The organism is Paraburkholderia sp. RL17-373-BIF-A, assembly GCF_046030175.1.
GTDB lineage: Bacteria > Pseudomonadota > Gammaproteobacteria > Burkholderiales > Burkholderiaceae > Paraburkholderia.
Genome location: NZ_JARESO010000002.1, coordinates 419,229 through 433,687 on the forward strand (window position 1 = coordinate 419,229; position 14,459 = coordinate 433,687).

The 14,459-nt window shown below is 61.0% G+C and carries 18 protein-coding genes; 8 read left to right on the forward strand and 10 right to left on the reverse strand.

The features are described from left to right. Positions 1 to 32: 32 nt before the first annotated feature. The 8 genes from P0D80_RS03965 to P0D80_RS04000 form a co-directional block, all read right to left on the reverse strand. Positions 33 to 728 carry an energy transducer TonB gene (locus P0D80_RS03965; RefSeq protein WP_408281391.1) on the reverse strand — a complete coding sequence of 232 codons (696 nt, stop codon included), beginning with the start codon at positions 726 to 728 and terminating at the stop codon, positions 33 to 35. Continuing rightward, positions 721 to 1,119, reverse strand: a complete 399-nt coding sequence (locus tag P0D80_RS03970; protein ID WP_408174883.1) for an ExbD/TolR family protein — start codon at positions 1,117 to 1,119, stop codon at positions 721 to 723. Before P0D80_RS03970 ends, P0D80_RS03965 begins: the two co-directional genes overlap by 8 nt. Beyond that, a complete protein-coding gene (locus tag P0D80_RS03975; RefSeq protein WP_408174882.1) occupies positions 1,116 to 1,769 on the reverse strand; it encodes a MotA/TolQ/ExbB proton channel family protein in 654 nt (217 codons plus the stop codon). The genes P0D80_RS03970 and P0D80_RS03975 overlap by 4 nt, the downstream gene beginning before the upstream one ends. 27 nt (positions 1,770 to 1,796) lie before the next feature. Beyond that, positions 1,797 to 4,142 (reverse strand): TonB-dependent receptor, encoded by a 2,346-nt coding sequence (locus tag P0D80_RS03980; RefSeq protein WP_408281395.1) that lies wholly within the window; start codon positions 4,140 to 4,142, stop codon positions 1,797 to 1,799. A 438-nt stretch (positions 4,143 to 4,580) separates the two neighbouring features. Continuing rightward, positions 4,581 to 4,706: a hypothetical protein gene (locus P0D80_RS03985; protein WP_408174879.1), complete on the reverse strand. Its 126-nt coding sequence runs from the start codon at positions 4,704 to 4,706 to the stop codon at positions 4,581 to 4,583. Further along, the gene (locus P0D80_RS03990; protein WP_408281399.1) at positions 4,703 to 5,497 is read right to left on the reverse strand and encodes an alpha/beta hydrolase; all 795 of its coding nucleotides are present in this window, start codon (positions 5,495 to 5,497) and stop codon (positions 4,703 to 4,705) included. Before P0D80_RS03990 ends, P0D80_RS03985 begins: the two co-directional genes overlap by 4 nt. Positions 5,498 to 5,612: 115 nt before the next feature. Further along, positions 5,613 to 5,963: a DUF4148 domain-containing protein gene (locus P0D80_RS03995; protein WP_132377651.1), complete on the reverse strand. Its 351-nt coding sequence runs from the start codon at positions 5,961 to 5,963 to the stop codon at positions 5,613 to 5,615. A 64-nt stretch (positions 5,964 to 6,027) separates the two neighbouring features. Further along, positions 6,028 to 6,177, reverse strand: coding sequence for a hypothetical protein (locus tag P0D80_RS04000; RefSeq protein WP_165923924.1), 150 nt, complete (start codon positions 6,175 to 6,177; stop codon positions 6,028 to 6,030). A gap of 467 nt (positions 6,178 to 6,644) precedes the next feature. On the opposite strand from P0D80_RS04000, the gene P0D80_RS04005 reads away from it, so the two are divergent. The 4 genes from P0D80_RS04005 to P0D80_RS04020 all read left to right on the forward strand — a co-directional run bounded on the left by P0D80_RS04005 (position 6,645) and on the right by P0D80_RS04020 (position 10,452). Next, positions 6,645 to 7,889 (forward strand): Crp/Fnr family transcriptional regulator, encoded by a 1,245-nt coding sequence (locus tag P0D80_RS04005; RefSeq protein WP_408281402.1) that lies wholly within the window; start codon positions 6,645 to 6,647, stop codon positions 7,887 to 7,889. Positions 7,890 to 7,961: 72 nt separating this feature from the next. Further along, positions 7,962 to 8,726 (forward strand): flagellar motor protein, encoded by a 765-nt coding sequence (locus tag P0D80_RS04010; RefSeq protein ID WP_408249522.1) that lies wholly within the window; start codon positions 7,962 to 7,964, stop codon positions 8,724 to 8,726. A 74-nt stretch (positions 8,727 to 8,800) separates the two neighbouring features. After that, on the forward strand, positions 8,801 to 9,466 hold the full coding sequence (locus P0D80_RS04015; protein WP_408281404.1) for an OmpA family protein: 666 nt from the start codon (positions 8,801 to 8,803) through the stop codon (positions 9,464 to 9,466). 131 nt (positions 9,467 to 9,597) lie between these two features. Continuing rightward, on the forward strand, positions 9,598 to 10,452 hold the full coding sequence (locus P0D80_RS04020) for a helix-turn-helix transcriptional regulator (RefSeq protein ID WP_408281407.1): 855 nt from the start codon (positions 9,598 to 9,600) through the stop codon (positions 10,450 to 10,452). 201 nt (positions 10,453 to 10,653) lie between these two features. Here P0D80_RS04020 and P0D80_RS04025 read toward each other — a convergent pair whose 3' ends face one another. Beyond that, entirely contained in the window at positions 10,654 to 10,905 is a 252-nt protein-coding gene (locus P0D80_RS04025) for a DUF4148 domain-containing protein (RefSeq protein WP_132377646.1), read from the reverse strand. Between the two features lie 213 nt (positions 10,906 to 11,118). Continuing rightward, positions 11,119 to 11,679: a thioredoxin family protein gene (locus P0D80_RS04030; protein WP_408281409.1), complete on the reverse strand. Its 561-nt coding sequence runs from the start codon at positions 11,677 to 11,679 to the stop codon at positions 11,119 to 11,121. A 209-nt stretch (positions 11,680 to 11,888) separates the two neighbouring features. Between P0D80_RS04030 and P0D80_RS04035 the strand changes: the two genes are divergently transcribed. The 4 genes from P0D80_RS04035 to P0D80_RS04050 are packed head-to-tail and all read left to right on the forward strand — an operon-like array spanning position 11,889 to position 14,449. Further along, a complete protein-coding gene (locus P0D80_RS04035; RefSeq protein ID WP_408281412.1) occupies positions 11,889 to 12,260 on the forward strand; it encodes a GFA family protein in 372 nt (123 codons plus the stop codon). Next, positions 12,257 to 12,379: a hypothetical protein gene (locus P0D80_RS04040; RefSeq protein ID WP_408281413.1), complete on the forward strand. Its 123-nt coding sequence runs from the start codon at positions 12,257 to 12,259 to the stop codon at positions 12,377 to 12,379. The genes P0D80_RS04035 and P0D80_RS04040 overlap by 4 nt, the downstream gene beginning before the upstream one ends. 7 nt (positions 12,380 to 12,386) lie before the next feature. Further along, positions 12,387 to 13,127 (forward strand): response regulator, encoded by a 741-nt coding sequence (locus tag P0D80_RS04045; RefSeq protein WP_132377643.1) that lies wholly within the window; start codon positions 12,387 to 12,389, stop codon positions 13,125 to 13,127. Beyond that, on the forward strand, positions 13,124 to 14,449 hold the full coding sequence (locus P0D80_RS04050) for a sensor histidine kinase (protein ID WP_408174868.1): 1,326 nt from the start codon (positions 13,124 to 13,126) through the stop codon (positions 14,447 to 14,449). The genes P0D80_RS04045 and P0D80_RS04050 overlap by 4 nt, the downstream gene beginning before the upstream one ends. The last annotated feature ends 10 nt before the right edge of the window (positions 14,450 to 14,459 follow it).

Below are 14,459 nucleotides of genomic sequence, written 5' to 3' on the forward strand. Positions count from 1 at the left end.
TGGCGCGCCGGTGGGCACGACGCCTCGGCGCGCTAGTTCACGTTGAAATGCACGCGGACGTCCTGCCGGCTTTCGACCGGACGGCCGCTCTGCAACGCCGGAAAGAAGCGCCATTCGCGAAGGGCTTCGAGGAGAAGTTGGTTGAGGCGTGGATTGGGAGTCGGCTTGAGCAGTTCGACATCGACCGAGCCATCGGCATGAATCACGAAGCGCGCGGTCGCGACGGTTTGATAGGCCTGCTCGCGTAGGTCGTCGGGCAACTCCGGTAACGGTTGCGCGATGGCGCGCGCGGTTGCATCACCGGCAGAGATGGCGGGTTGTGATGTGCTTTGTCTTTCCTCCGACGAGTTGGTTGAATGCACGGGGGACTCGGCGGGCGCGCTGGGTTCATTGGGAGCAGTGATCTGGGCTGGGTGCCTATCCGGCGTCGGAATCCGTGGAGCGGGTGCTTCAGTGTGTCTAGGCACGGCATGCGGGTGTGGCTCGACCGGCCGCGGTGGCTTGACCACAGGCGTTGGCTCGGTATGTATTGCCGGCGGTGGATCGAGTTCCACCACGCGCATCTCCAGCGGCTTGTCTGGTGCCGGTTCGGATGTCGTTGCGGCGAGCCAATGTCCGAGCGCGAACAGAAACACGAGCCAGAGCACGAGCGCGATAAAAATCGCCAGCCCGATCCGAAGCTTCGGCGAACCATCGACGGTGGTGGTCAGACGCGTCGCGCTATTCACGATGCACGGCGATCAGAAAATGCGCCGCGCCGGCGCGGCGTGCGGCGAGCATGGCTTGCACGACCGTGCCGTGGCCCGCTGCGTCGTCGGCGGCAATGACGACATTTGCGTCGGGCTGCAACAGGCGCTTTATCGTCGGCTCGATCTGATCGGGACGCACGGGCAGATGGTTCACGAAGATCTCATTGCGGCGATCGACCGAAATGGTCAACGGTTCGTGCGCGTCCATCTGCTGCGCGCGGCCCGCGGGCAAGGTCAGCTTAACGGCATCGAGCCGCTGCATGGCGAGCGAAGCGAGCATGAACGTCGCCAGCAGAAAGAACATCACGTCGATCATCGGAATGATTTCGATGCGACCGCGCCTGGCCGCGCGCGAGCGTTTGAACTTCACGAGTGCGCTCCGGCAGCGGCAGCGGCCGCGGCAAGGCGGATTTCACCGAGCCGCGCATTCGCGAACGATTCGAGTTCATCCATCAGACGTTCAAGCCGCCGTGAAAAGTAGTTGAACGCGAAGAGTGCGAACAGCGCGACGACGAGACCGATCGCAGTCGCCACCAATGACTGTGCCACCCCGCCGGTGACGCCGGCCGGATCGACGAGCCCCGTGCCGCCGAACAACTGAAACGAATGCATCATGCCGACGATGGTGCCGAGCAGGCCCAGCAGCGGCGCGGCCGTGACGATCGTCTCCAGCACCCAGAAACCCTTGCTCATATCGCGCTCGATTTGCGAAGCGACCGACTGCGCATTGGCTTCGCGCAACCACAGCGGGATGGACGGGTCGGGCAGCCACGGTGCATTCATCCGCCTGAATGCGTTCTGATTCGCGGCGTGATTCAATCCGTTATCCAGATGAACGGTTGATCCAACCTTGTGAATATCGTGCGCGGCGTGAATGCCTGGCGGCAAGCGGCCAAAACGCAAAAATACATAGGCGCGATCGAGGACGATCGCAACCGCCAGAACAGCGAGTACCGTGAGCGGATAGATAACCCATCCGCCCACACGCACCGCCGCCAGAACATTCGTCCAATCCTGCATAACCGACCTCGTTGCCGTGTGACAGATTTAAAAATGCTTGGTGATACCGGCATAGACGGCGAAATGCGGGCCGTATTGCGGCGCGCCCACCCCGATGCCCGAGCCGTCGCGCAACTCATAGACCCGATTGAACGCATTGACGACCAGCAAGCGTGCATCGAACTTGCCGACGAGAGGCTGGTTGAAGTGCTGGATCACGCCGAGATTGATCTGCGCATAGACGGGTAGGCGATCGGTATTGGCAAAACCGCTTCTCAAGCCGCTGCCCACAAGGCCGTCGAAGGTGAACGTCGTTCTGCCGAGGTCGTACGTTCCGCCGAATGACGCGGTCACGCGCTGGTCGTGATCCAGATACACCCAATGGTCGTTGATGAAGGCGAGTTCGTCCGCTTCGAAATTGAATTGGGCGGAGTCGATCTGTTTGCCCTGCGCGCGGCTGTAGGCTAGGTTCAGATAGGCGGACACGTTGTCCTGCTTGTAGTTCGCGGTGAACTCGAGTCCGTACACGCGTCCGTATTGATAGTTGAACGGCGTGAAGATGAGGGCGGAGCCGAACTGTCCTTCGTCGAGCAGGTTGGTGGATTTCTTATAGTAAGCGTCGACGCCGACTGTCACGTTCGAACCGAGGCGCTGCGTGACGCCGAGATCGAAATAGTGGCTGCGTTCGGGTTGTACCTGATCGTTCTGGCTCGACGGACTCTGGTTTGTCGTGCCGTTGAAGCGGCTAATGGTCGAGCCCGACACCAGTTCGAACGCAGGCGGTGTGAAGTAGCGCGCGTAGCCGGCGTGAAAGGTGGTGGTCGGCGTCAGTGCATAGACAAGCCCAATGCGAGGACTCAGTTGGCTCGCGCTGACGTACTCGTCCATCTTGTCGTAACGTAGCCCGTAGTTGAGTGTGAGCTTGTCGGTGATTTTCCATTCGTCCTGCACGTAAGCGCTGTACAGGTAGCCGGTTTTGCTGCTCGAGTCGTGGATATTGAAGGGCTGGTCGGATAGCTGATTGCCGTCTGCGTCCGTTGCGAAGACGTTGACGCTGTCGTCGAATACCGCGTGCTCCTGTTGGAAGAACAGGCCGGCGCGAATCGTATGCTTGGCGTTGAGTCGCCACGTGGTGTCAACTTGCGCGCCATTGGCCGAGTTGCTATGAAAGTCCTGCGACGCTACGCCGTTGAACAGCAGGTCGCCCACCGGATCGGGATTGAATTGCGTTCGCGTATAGCGGGTAAATAGCGCGACCTGGTAGTCCAGTGCGCCGCCATTGGTGCCCTGAAGCGCCACCACGGCAAAATTGTTTAACTCCGATTGCGTTTCGTTCAACTGACTCGAATTGAACGTGCTGTTGCCGTTGAGCGTGAAATTGGTCGGCAGACCGGGCGTGTTCGGGATTTCGAACTGGTTGCTCGTGGTGCCGAACATCAGGCTCACCCGCGTGAGTGGATTGATGATGTACGACATATAACCGAACGCGTCGCCCTGACGGGTGTGGTCGTGAATGGCGTTCGCGCTTGCAGTGGGATTCTCGATGCCGAGGTTGTTGACGCCGAGCGAGCCGCTGAAGTAGTAGCTGAACGGACCTTGCGTGCCGAACACGTCCGCGCTGGTCTTGAGGGTCTGGTGGCTGCCGCCGAATACGTCGATCGTGCCGCCATTGCCCGCATCGCCCGTCTTCGTGCGGATGTCCACGACACCGGCCGTGCGGTAGCCGTACTGTGCCGGCAACGCGCCGGTCAGCAGATTGACCTGGTCGATGATGCGCGTGTCGAGCGCCTGCCCAAAACCGCTGATCGGCTCGGGAATCATGATGCCGTTGATACGGTACTGCAGATTGGCGTGGTCTCCACGCACGTGCAATTGACCGTATGAATCGCTGGCCACGCCGGGCGCCTGAAGCAGCACCTGATTCAGTGGCGTGTCCTGGCCCGCGGGTAGCGCATCGATATCGGCCTGGCTGAAGCGGTACACGCTGCTACCGGTCTCCGGCAACAACCCATTGCGTGCTCTGTCCAGTCGCTTCGCGTTCACCTGAACGTCGAGTGTGCCGCTCTTCGCGAGACTGACACTGACGGTGCTTTCCGTGCCGGCGCTCGTGGTCGTGATGCTGTTGCCGCTCGCAAAGCCCGCTGCGGTGACGACGACCGCGTAGGTGCCCGGTGTCACGTGCGCGATGGCAAAGCGGCCTTCGGCGTTCGTTTTCGCCTCGCTGACAGCGGCGCCGCTTGCGTTCTGCACGATCACTGTGGCGTTGTCGACGGGTTGGCCGGTGGCATCTATGACTGCGCCGGTTACTGAACTTTCGTCGGTTGCGGCGTGGGCGCGGGCGGCCATTGCGAACAGCAGTAAGGCTGCAGAGGAGACGCGCGTGCGGTTTTTCATCGTTATGTATTCGAGTGTGTTGGCGACTGGGGGGATGCGTTTTTTCTGTCTTGGTCGACGGATTTCCTGGGGCTGAACGTGCGCGGCGCTGGATAGCGGTGCGGATCTCCTTTCAACTGCGGTAGTCTTTTGAAACGTCTCCGGAATGTTATATCATTACATTCATGGAAAACAATAACAAGTTGATGGCGCGTTGGTTTTGAGGCGCGGGATGAGATCGTGAGCGTAATTCGCAGGCACGCGGCTGCCCGGTTTCGGACAGTCGTCGTCGTTCGGCGCGTCTTATCGGTTGTGCGTGTCGCGCGCCGGCTGAGGCGGCGGGAGGGCGGTTTTGATCGCGTGTCGAGCGGTTTTGTCGAGCCGACCAGGCAATTGTTGCCGTCGCAGACGACGTGGCTCATCCGGCTGCGACGAAGTTGCAGCCGTGGGCGCTAAAGTTCAGAGGATGGCTTGTTGCAGATGCTCGAGCATCGCCACGCTGAGAGCAGCATGGCGGGCAGAGAGGGATTGCTTGGCGAAATGAGGCTCTTCGAATCGCTGTGGATTGTCGATACGCCAGTTCAAGACTGCGCATGCTTTGCCGCGTCCTCGATGACAGCGGTCACTTCCTTCGGCCGTGATTCGTAGACCGAGTGGCTTGCGCCCGGGATCACCGTCGTATGGCTATGTGCGCGTGCGTAATACCAGCGTTCGAGATCGGGGTTGATGATCTTGTCGTCGGCCGCTACGATGCCCCAGCTCGGCTTGGTCATCCACGCGGCGACTGTCATCGGCGCGGAGAAGACTTTTGCGGCCGTCAGGATTTGCGCGTGCGATTCGAACTGCGCTTGCTTGAGCGGCAAATCGGCAGCGAAATCCTTGGGGAAGTCCGCGGGATTCAGATAGGTGTATCCGTCGCTAGTCTTCATGATCGCGCCCGGCTGCTTCGACGTGTAGCTCGGCATGCCCTTGCCAAGGTCGCTTTCGTCTTCACCGACTGCCGGTGCGTGCGCGGCCACGTACACCAGGCCCACCACGTTCGGGTTCACGCCGGCTTCGGTAATGACCGAACCGCCGTAGCTGTGGGCCACGAGAATCGTCGGGCCGTTCTGCTGATCGAGCACGCGTTTGGTCGCGGCGACGTCGTCGTCGAGCGAGGTCAGCGGTTCCTGCACGATGGTGACGTGATAACCGTCTTTGGTCAGTCTGTCATAGACCGGTTTCCAGCCCGAGCCGTCCACCCATGCGCCGTGTACGAGAACGATGTTGTGGACCGGCGCATTCTGCGGTTTGGCATCTTGCGCCATCGCGGCAGTCGAGGCGAAAAGGGCGGCGGACAACGACAAGGCCGTCGCGACGAGAGACAAAACTTTCATGACAAACTCCGGTTTACAAGTGAGAGATTCTTCTTTGAGTATATTTAGAATTGCTTGTGAAAAGTAGGAATCCTGTTGATATCGAAGGCGGAACAGGATTCCCGATACGTGTCATTCAGCTGCCGAAAAAGACGTTGCAGAAGCTGACGGGGCCGACGCAGCTGGAATCCGTCGACGCGTGCTTGTGCATGCCGGACGAAGAGCTGCCGTCCTGCGCCACGCCGCCGTACGACGACTGCGTCGTTTGCGGAGCGTTCTGCGCGGCGACCTTCGCTTCGGCGGCTTGAATGGCGGCGGGGTAATTAGCATCGTCCCCAAGCGAAGGGTTGTAGCCCGCCTGTTCGAGGCGCACCAGATCGGCACGCACTTCGGCGCGTGTGACGGGGGCATTCGATTGTGCGAAGCTCAGAACAGGAGCGGCCAACGTGCCGACGGCGAGAGCGAAACAAACAAGAGCTTTTTTCATGATAAAAATTCCTTCGTAAATGCGATGAGTTGGATGGCAACGATTGCCTGGAAAGCGTGCTGAATTAGCTGCCGAAGTACGGGGTGCAGAAACCTGCGGGGCCGACACACTGCTGCGTGTTCGTGTGCATATGTTCCTTCGCCGAGGCTTGGGTAGCGAAACCTGCCGAAGCGAGAACGATCAGCGAGAGAATGATGGAAAGTTTGCTTTTCATTTGGATACCTAACTAGTAAAAGATTGAAGACGCCTTGCGAATTAAGTGAAGCTACGTCTTTACTCGTCCACTGACATGACCCGCTTGCAACGAGAGCAGCGCGTACATGCCTGTTTCGTCACTACCGTGCAGCGTTCGTCGCTGTCATGTAGGGGCAAACACCTCGGGTTTCCGCTTATTCCAAATTTTTTCGCGATTGTGACGAAAAAATTGAGTCTTACATTTTCATGAACGTCCGGTGCGTCGACGGCGGACCTTTCTGTCATCCATCGAAAAAAGCTGCATCGCGCCAATCCTTGTCCAGTAAGGCTCCCAAACGTTGGCACTGTTAAGTCTGAGGATTACGTTTATTAAAGCTTTGCGTTTTGCATGTCGTTATCCAGTCCAATAATGTGGACCATCGGACACGCGCGAGCCTTCAGCACGGCTGGCGCTGGACGAGGAAATAGCTCTTCGGGGGAATCATCTTGAATCACCAACGATCGCCATGGTCGCGTACAGCGGCTCCGGGCGAAGTCATCTATTCCGAAGGCTTCGCGGGCGACGCCGTCGTCTACGTCATTGCGGATGGCAAAGTCGAAATCTCCACCCAGTGCGACGAGAAGAAAGTGATTCTCGCGACACTAGGCAAAGGCGAGTTTTTCGGCGAGGCGGCTTTGTTGCCGCCCGAACCACGGGCACATACCGCGAAAGCGCTGAGCTTCTGCCAATTGACCGTCATCGCGGCCAACGTGGTGGAGGACGAACTCGAGCGCGTCTCGCCGTTGCTTCGCCATATCGTACGCACGCTGATCCGGCGAGTGAAAAAGAAGGACGACGTTCTCGCCACCAATACGCACGCTGATTTTCTGCCGGGCGTCGTGTCGTACGCGCATGTCCTTTCGTTGATGGCGGGCGGCGAGAACGCCGACAGACCGGACGGCCGCATGCGCCGAGCGCAAGGCGAGGAATTCTCGGTACCACTGCCCGACGTGATCAGGAAGTGCCATGCGATTGCCGGTCATTCGCGTCCGCATGTGATGGCTATGCTCAAACGGATGGAGAAACTCAATCTCGTTTCGCTCGAACCGGGCCGCTCCGATCGCTCGAGCAACACGTCGGCGCGCTATTCCGCGCAGGACGGCGCGACGAGCCGGCAACTGGTCACGTTCGATCCGCTTCGAATCACCGAGCGTGCGCAACAGGTGGCGGACCAGGATCTCGATCTCTCCATCAGCAGCGAGTTGGAACTGATCGAACTGGACGACCTGGAAGCCTTGATCGGCGTCGAGAAGAAGGTGATTCTCAACAAGCTGTCCCACGCTGAAATCGCGGAAGACATCTTCGCTTTTCGCAAGACCAAGGTGCTGAACTATGTCGAAGAAAAGGGCATCAGCTATTTCTCGCGCCGCAATACTCGTGGTCTGAGCGAACTGAAGTCGCTCGACGATCTGGAGTTTGTCGACCAACGAACCTTGTTCGAAGCGGTGAGCGCATTCGACACATACGACCTCGCGAAACTGCTTTCCGCCGTGACGGGCCAGCCGATCGCCGAGCGCCTGCTCTCGGTGATGACCGAGGCGAGAAAGAAAGAAGTCTCGTGGGTCATGCGTCGTGAGATCAAGATCGATCCGCTCGAAATTGCCGAGATCGAAGAACGCTTTCTCGAGACCGTGCGGGCGATCAAAGCTCCGGCTGCCGCGCCTGCGCCGCTGTCCAAGCTGGATGCCTGACGCGCAACACGCAAACGGCACGCACTGTCGACTTCGAGTTTCGAAGGCGCGGGCGGCCATTCGAGAGGACGTATGGATCTTTTGACGCTATTTGGCGCGGTGTTCGGCGTGACGGCGATCGTCGCGGGCTTTTCGCTCGAGGGCGGGCACTTCACTTCGCTGTTTCAGTTGGAGGCATTCGTCATCGTTCTGGGCGGCACCTTCGGTGCGGTGATGATTCAGAACACCTGGGCGAGGTTTTACGACGGTATCAAGCAACTGCGCCTGGCTTTTGTGAAGGCGCGGCAGGTCGATCGCGAGAGCCTGTCCGTCCTGCTCGAATGGGGCGATCAGGCGAAGCTGAACGGCATGCTGGTGTTCGAGTCGATCGAGGCGGGGGGCATCAATCCATTTGCCAAACGAGGTTTGGAACTGCTGGCAAACGGCGTATCGACGGCTGTGCTCGAAGACGCCTTGCAACGAGAACTGGATGCATACGAGCGCAATCACATGGCGGCCGCACGGATCTGGCAACAGGCGGGCGGTTACGCGCCGACGTTCGGCATTCTGGGCGCCGTGCTGGGTCTGATTCAGGTGACCGGCCATATGCTCGAGCCCGCGCAACTCGGGCAAGGTATCGCGGTGGCTTTCGTCGCGACGCTATATGGCCTCGCTCTCGCTAATCTGGTCTTTCTGCCGTTGTACGGAAAGATCAGGGCACAGGTGGATAGTGAATTGCGCTTCCGGCGTTTATATCTCGACGGCTTGCTCGCGATCTCGCGCAAGGAGTCGCCTCACACCATCGAGACGCGGCTCGCGGGTGACGTGCGGGAAAGATCGGCCGAGTTGCTGGGCTAGCCGGGTCCGGCTCGCGCATATGACGAGCGAGCCGGAACCCATCACACGTAATTTCGGACGCGGGCTTTTCGGGTATGAACACCTCCTCGGGTAACAAGCGCCTCACGGCGGATAAGACCGGCTATGACGCCGCCGAAGGCGAGGAGCAGTCCGGGCGCTGGCTGATCTCCTACGCCGATCTCATCACGACGCTGATGGTGTTGTTCCTCGCGCTCTATGTGCTGCAGTTGGCAAAGACGAGGGAACTCGAAATCAAGGCGCTGGAGCGCCATGCGGTGACAGAGGCGACGTCCGCTACGCCGGATGCCTCGAAGAAGCGGCTTCTTTCTCTGTTGGAGCCACTTCAGGACAATCGCCGGATTACGATTTCGAACGCGGCTCACGGCGTGGAAATCGCCATCAACGCAAAGGTTCTGTTCAATTCGGGCGACGCGCGTTTATTGCCGGAATCGTTCGGCGTGTTGAATCAGATTGCCGGCGTGCTGCGTGACAAGTCGAAGAACAACATTCTCGTGGAAGGACATACGGACAACGCGCCCATCTCGACGGCGAAATACGAATCCAATTGGGAGCTGTCTTCCGCACGAGCCGGTGCGGTGGTTCGCTTCTTCGCGGACAAAGGCATCGAAGCGCACAGAATGGCCGCGATCGGGCGGGCCGACAATTTCCCCTTGATCATCGGCGATGACGCGGTGGCGCGCGCCGCGAATCGTCGTGTGACTATTCTCGTCGAGTACTGAATTGCCGCGGGTGGAGAATAGGCTAACGCACGACCCGCAGCATCCAGGTGCCCATTCGCGCTAGAGTATCGACAACGGCCCCGCCGCGATTCCACGCATTCCGCCGAACCCGCGAATTGTCGAGATCCCCTATGCCCGTCAGCACTCTGCCTGATCCGCTCGGCGCCGCCTGCACTTCATTGGGCAGCTTCCTGCGCGATCGCCGCTCGCGTTTGCAACCGGGGCCGGACGCGCCGAGCCGGCGTCGTACGCCGGGTTTGCGGCGCGAAGAAGTGGCGGCGCGGGCGAACGTTAGCGTCGCGTGGTACACGTGGCTGGAGCAGGGGCGTGGCGGCCTACCGTCGAACGAGGTGCTGGAGCGGCTTGTCCGTGCACTGGAACTCGACGCTGCGGGCCGCGAGATGCTGTTCCTGCTGGCCCAGCAACGGCCGCCGCCGCTCAGCCCGTTTGCGCCGCCGCAAGTCACGCCTGCCTTGCAGCGCGTACTGGACGGCATGCCCGGCAGTCCCACCATCGTGAAGACGCCGACGTGGGATGTCGTGGCCTGGAACGCGGCCGCGGTCGCGGTGCTCGGCGACTACGCGGCTGTGCCGGCGCGCGAGCGCAATGTGCTAAGGCGTCTGTTCGGAGACCCGGCAGTGCGAGAAAGCCAGCCGGATTGGGAGGAAAGCGCGCGTGCCGCACTCGCCGTTTTTCGCATCGATATCGCGCGCATCGGCGGGTCGGCGCAAGCCGCGGCGCTTGCGGCCGAATTGCAGGCGAGCAGCGCGGACTTTCGCCGCCTGTGGGCGGAGAACGACGTGCGCAGTCATTGGATTGGAACAAAACGTCTGCGCCACTCGCAGGCCGGGCCGATCACGCTCGAGTATTCGGCCTTCGCGGTGGATGGTGGAGACGGCTTGAGCATGGTCGTGTTTTCGCCGGCCTCGGCGGCCGATCTGCGCGCCGTGCAAGCGCTCATCGCGCGAACCACTCAAGCCGCGTGACGAACGCGGTTCAGTTCAAAGCCGCTTCAAGACATCTTCGCAGGCATGAATTTGAACGAAGGCGTCGGCACGAAAGTACCTGATACGTCGCCGGAATAAAGTTGACCCGCGTCGATCGTCAGCTTCATCACGAGCGCCGGGCACCCGACATCACGCGGAGCGCCCGGAGCACTCCTCGCGACGTCAACGCCAAACCGCCACTCAGCTACCCATATAAAGCGAACGATTCAGGTTGGCGAGTTGACCATCCTTCTCCGCTTGCACGAGTTCCTGACGGACCTGTGCGCGCGTTTTCCCGGCAACGCTGGCCGTGCTCGCGGACCATTGCGGCTGCGCAGCCTGAGCGATCTGCGAAGAATCCACAGTGCCGGTCGAGGGCGTCGGTACCGCAGCGTGAGCAACACTTCCGATCACGCTGGCAGCAAGAGTCAAAGCAATCATGGAAACTTTCATATCGTTCTCCTTGAACGGTTGGATAAGAGACGTCCGCGGATCAGAAAGCACGAGCAGAGGTCGACCTGGACTTGCTGCGATGCGATTCTTCTCAGAGAAGCGGCGTTGATGTATTGAACCGCGCGGGTGTATCGGGCATGTGTCGAGAAAGCGGCGAATTGCAATGTTGTGTATCGCCGGAAACCGCGGATACATTCCGATACGAACCCGCGTTTATCCTTGCTGCGCGAGCAGGGCTTGAATCTTCGCTTCCGTCTTCGCATAGTCGCCTTCGCCGAAATGCGTGTAGACGATCCGGCCTTGCTTGTCGAGCAGGTAGAAAGCCGGCCAGTACTGATTGTTGTACGCGTTCCAGGTCGCATAGCGATTGTCCTGGGCGACCGGATAAGTGATGCCGAAGCGCTTGATGGCGGTCTTCACGTTGTCGGTGTCGCGCTCGAACGGATACTCGGGCGTGTGCACGCCGATAACCGTCAGCCCCTGGTCCTTGTATTTCTGATTCCAGCTTTTCACGTAGGGCAGCGTGTTGATGCAGTTGCCGCAGGTGTAGGTCCAGAAATCGACCAGCACCACCTTGCCGCGCAGTTGCTGCAACGTCAGCGGATCGCTGTTGAGCCATTGCGAAATGCCGGCGAATTCGGGGGCCGGGGCGTTGGCTGCGAGGGCGGGCGCGCTCGGTTCGGGCGACCCCGCGAAGGCGGCAATACCGCTCGCGGCTGCGGCGGCGATCACAGTTGCGACGGCGAATGTTTTGATCTTGGATGCGGAGAGCATGTCAGTGTCCTTTCAGGATGAGGCTAAAAACGGCAGTTCGCGTATCAGCCGCGAATGACTGTATTGAAGCGTCCGCAGGTATCTGGCATGTGTCGTTCAGACCTCCTGGGTGCAATGTTGTGTATCTGTACGGGGTCCAGATACACTGCGACACAATTCGCCGTGCGAGCCAGGCTATAAAGCAGGCATTGCCAATCACGGAGAGCACCATGAGCGCCGACTTGCTGCAAGGGGCCTGCCACTGCGGGGCCGTCAAATTCGAAGTGCGTACCCCGATCGTCCCGGCCGGGCGCTGCAACTGCAGCCTGTGCCGCCGCAAGGGCGCTTTGATGACGCCGCTGTTCCCGGCAAGCCAGTTGAAGATCCTGAGCGGCGAAGATTTACTGACGCTCTATCAGTTCAACACGCGGGTGGCCCGGCACTATTTTTGCAAACACTGCGGTGTCTATCCGTTTCATCAGACGCGTAAAGACCCGCAGCAGTGGCGAGTCAACATCGGTTGCCTGGAAGGCGTCGATCCGTATAGTCTGGAAGCGGGAGTCGCGGACGGCGCGAGCCTCTCCGTGCTGGAGGACGCATGAAACGCCTGCTGGCTATCGTCGTCTTCGTGACGGGCGGCCTTGCCGCCGAACTGGCGCATCCGGTGCAGTGTTCATTGATGTGTGCGAGCCGGGTGCAGTTGAAACGCCAAAAGAGATGATGCATTGATGGAAACCATCGATCACGTACTGATTGTCGACGACGACCGCGGCATCCGCGAATTGCTGGCCGGTTATCTCGAGAAGAACGGCATGCGCGTGTCGCTCGCGGCGAATGGGCGCCAGATGCGCGCGGCGCTGGAGCAGGGCGCGCCCGATCTGATCGTGCTGGATCTGATGATGCCCGGCGAGGACGGTCTGGTGCTGTGCCGCGAACTGCGTGCCGGCAAATTCCGTTCGGTGCCGGTATTGATGCTGACGGCGCGCAACGAGGAAGCCGATCGTATCGTCGGCCTGGAGATGGGCGCGGATGACTACCTGCCCAAGCCCTTCGCCGTGCGTGAATTGCTCGCGCGCATTCGCGCCGTGCTGCGCCGCGCCCGCATGCTGCCGCCCGGCATGCAGGTGACGGAATCGGCGCCCATGCTGGCCTTCGGCGACTGGCGCCTCGACACCACCGCGCGCCATCTGCTGGACGCCGAAGGCACCATGGTGGCACTGAGCGGCGCCGAGTACCGCTTGCTGCGCGTGTTTCTCGACAATCCACAGCGGGTACTGACGCGCGATCAACTCCTCAACCTCACGCAGGGCCGTCAGGCCGATCAGTTCGATCGTTCGATCGATCTGATGGTGAGCCGTCTGCGTCAACGGTTGCGCGACGTCGCGCGCGAGCCGCGCTACATCAAGACGCTGCGCAGCGAGGGGTATGTCTTTTCCGCGGCGGTGACTGCCATCGAGGATCCGCAATGAACCGCTGGTCCTGGCTGCACTGGCCGCGCACGCTGTTCGCGCGGCTTGCGCTGATTCTTTTCGTCGGCCTCGCGCTGGCGCAGACCTTGTCGTTCTGGCTCACGCTGACCGAGCGCGACCAGACCATGACCAACGTGATGATGGGTTACATCGAGCGCGAAGTGAGCAGCTCGGTGGCGCTGCTCGATCATCTGCCGCCGAACGAACGCGCGCAGTGGCTGCCGCGGCTCGCGCGGCGCAGCTACGAGTTCATTCTGGGGCCGGGCATTGCCGGCAGCCCGATCGATGCGCATCTGTCCGAGCGTGTGGCGCAATCCATCGCGGACGGCATCGGCAGGCACTATCCGCTGACGGTGAATGCCGTCCCCGGCGACAAGGAGCGCCTGCAGGTTCATCTGCAACTGAGCGACGGCACGCCGCTGACGATCGATATGCGCCCCATGTCGGGCGCGCCGCTGTCGCGCTGGCTGCCGCTCGTGCTCGCGTTGCAACTGGCGGTGCTGGTCGCGTGCTGCTGGCTGGCGGTGCGGCTCGCCACGCGCCCGTTGCATCAGCTGGCGCTCGCCGCGGATACGCTCGGCCCCGACCTGAAGGCGGCGCGCCTGCCGGAGGACGGGCCGTCGGAAGTGTCGCGCGCCGCGCGCGCCTTCAACGCGATGCAGGACCGCATTGCCACCTACATGACCGAACGCATGCAGATTCTGGCGGCGATTTCGCACGATCTGCAAACGCCGATCACGCGCATGCGCCTGCGCGTCGACGTGATGGACGACGACGCGCAGGGCGCGAAGCTGCGCCAGGATCTGCAGGAAATGGAAAGCCTGGTGAAGGAGGGCGTGACGTACGCGCGCACGCTGCACGGCGCGACGGAAGTGCCTTGCCGCGTCGATCCCGACGCGCTGCTCGACAGTCTCGTCTGCGACTATGTGGACGCCGGCCAGGCGGTCAGCCTGGAAGGGCGGCTCGGCGATTCGCTGGTGACGCGTCCGCAGGCATTGCGCCGCATACTCGGCAACCTGGTGGACAACGCGCTGAAGTTCAGCGGCGCGGCTGAGATCACGGCGGCCACTTTGCCCAGCGGAGAAACAGCGATCGCCGTGCTCGACCGCGGCCCCGGCATACCGGCTGAGTCGCTTGAAGCGGTGTTCGAGCCGTTCTACCGGCTCGAAGCATCACGCAATCGCGATACGGGTGGCACGGGGCTGGGCCTCGCCATCGCGCGGCAACTTGCGATGGCGATGGATGCGACACTCACGCTGCACAACCGTCCCGGCGGCGGCCTGGACGCGCGCTTGACGCTGAGGAATCTGCGCAAGGCGTAGTTGCGCTTGT

Excerpts from the sequence above, each read along its gene's own strand:
- P0D80_RS03975 (WP_408174882.1), bottom strand. The coding sequence starts at position 1,769 with ATGCAGGATTGGACGAATGTTCTGGCGGCGGTGCGTGTGGGCGGATGG.
- P0D80_RS03980 (WP_408281395.1), bottom strand. The coding sequence starts at position 4,142 with ATGAAAAACCGCACGCGCGTCTCCTCTGCAGCCTTACTGCTGTTCGCA.
- P0D80_RS03990 (WP_408281399.1), bottom strand. The coding sequence starts at position 5,497 with ATGAAAGTTTTGTCTCTCGTCGCGACGGCCTTGTCGTTGTCCGCCGCC.
- P0D80_RS03995 (WP_132377651.1), bottom strand. The coding sequence starts at position 5,963 with ATGAAAAAAGCTCTTGTTTGTTTCGCTCTCGCCGTCGGCACGTTGGCC.
- P0D80_RS04000 (WP_165923924.1), bottom strand. The coding sequence starts at position 6,177 with ATGAAAAGCAAACTTTCCATCATTCTCTCGCTGATCGTTCTCGCTTCG.
- P0D80_RS04010 (WP_408249522.1), top strand. The coding sequence starts at position 7,962 with ATGGATCTTTTGACGCTATTTGGCGCGGTGTTCGGCGTGACGGCGATC.
- P0D80_RS04015 (WP_408281404.1), top strand. The coding sequence starts at position 8,801 with ATGAACACCTCCTCGGGTAACAAGCGCCTCACGGCGGATAAGACCGGC.
- P0D80_RS04020 (WP_408281407.1), top strand. The coding sequence starts at position 9,598 with ATGCCCGTCAGCACTCTGCCTGATCCGCTCGGCGCCGCCTGCACTTCA.
- P0D80_RS04025 (WP_132377646.1), bottom strand. The coding sequence starts at position 10,905 with ATGAAAGTTTCCATGATTGCTTTGACTCTTGCTGCCAGCGTGATCGGA.
- P0D80_RS04030 (WP_408281409.1), bottom strand. The coding sequence starts at position 11,679 with ATGCTCTCCGCATCCAAGATCAAAACATTCGCCGTCGCAACTGTGATC.
- P0D80_RS04035 (WP_408281412.1), top strand. The coding sequence starts at position 11,889 with ATGAGCGCCGACTTGCTGCAAGGGGCCTGCCACTGCGGGGCCGTCAAA.
- P0D80_RS04040 (WP_408281413.1), top strand. The coding sequence starts at position 12,257 with ATGAAACGCCTGCTGGCTATCGTCGTCTTCGTGACGGGCGGCCTTGCC.
- P0D80_RS04045 (WP_132377643.1), top strand. The coding sequence starts at position 12,387 with ATGGAAACCATCGATCACGTACTGATTGTCGACGACGACCGCGGCATC.
- P0D80_RS04050 (WP_408174868.1), top strand. The coding sequence starts at position 13,124 with ATGAACCGCTGGTCCTGGCTGCACTGGCCGCGCACGCTGTTCGCGCGG.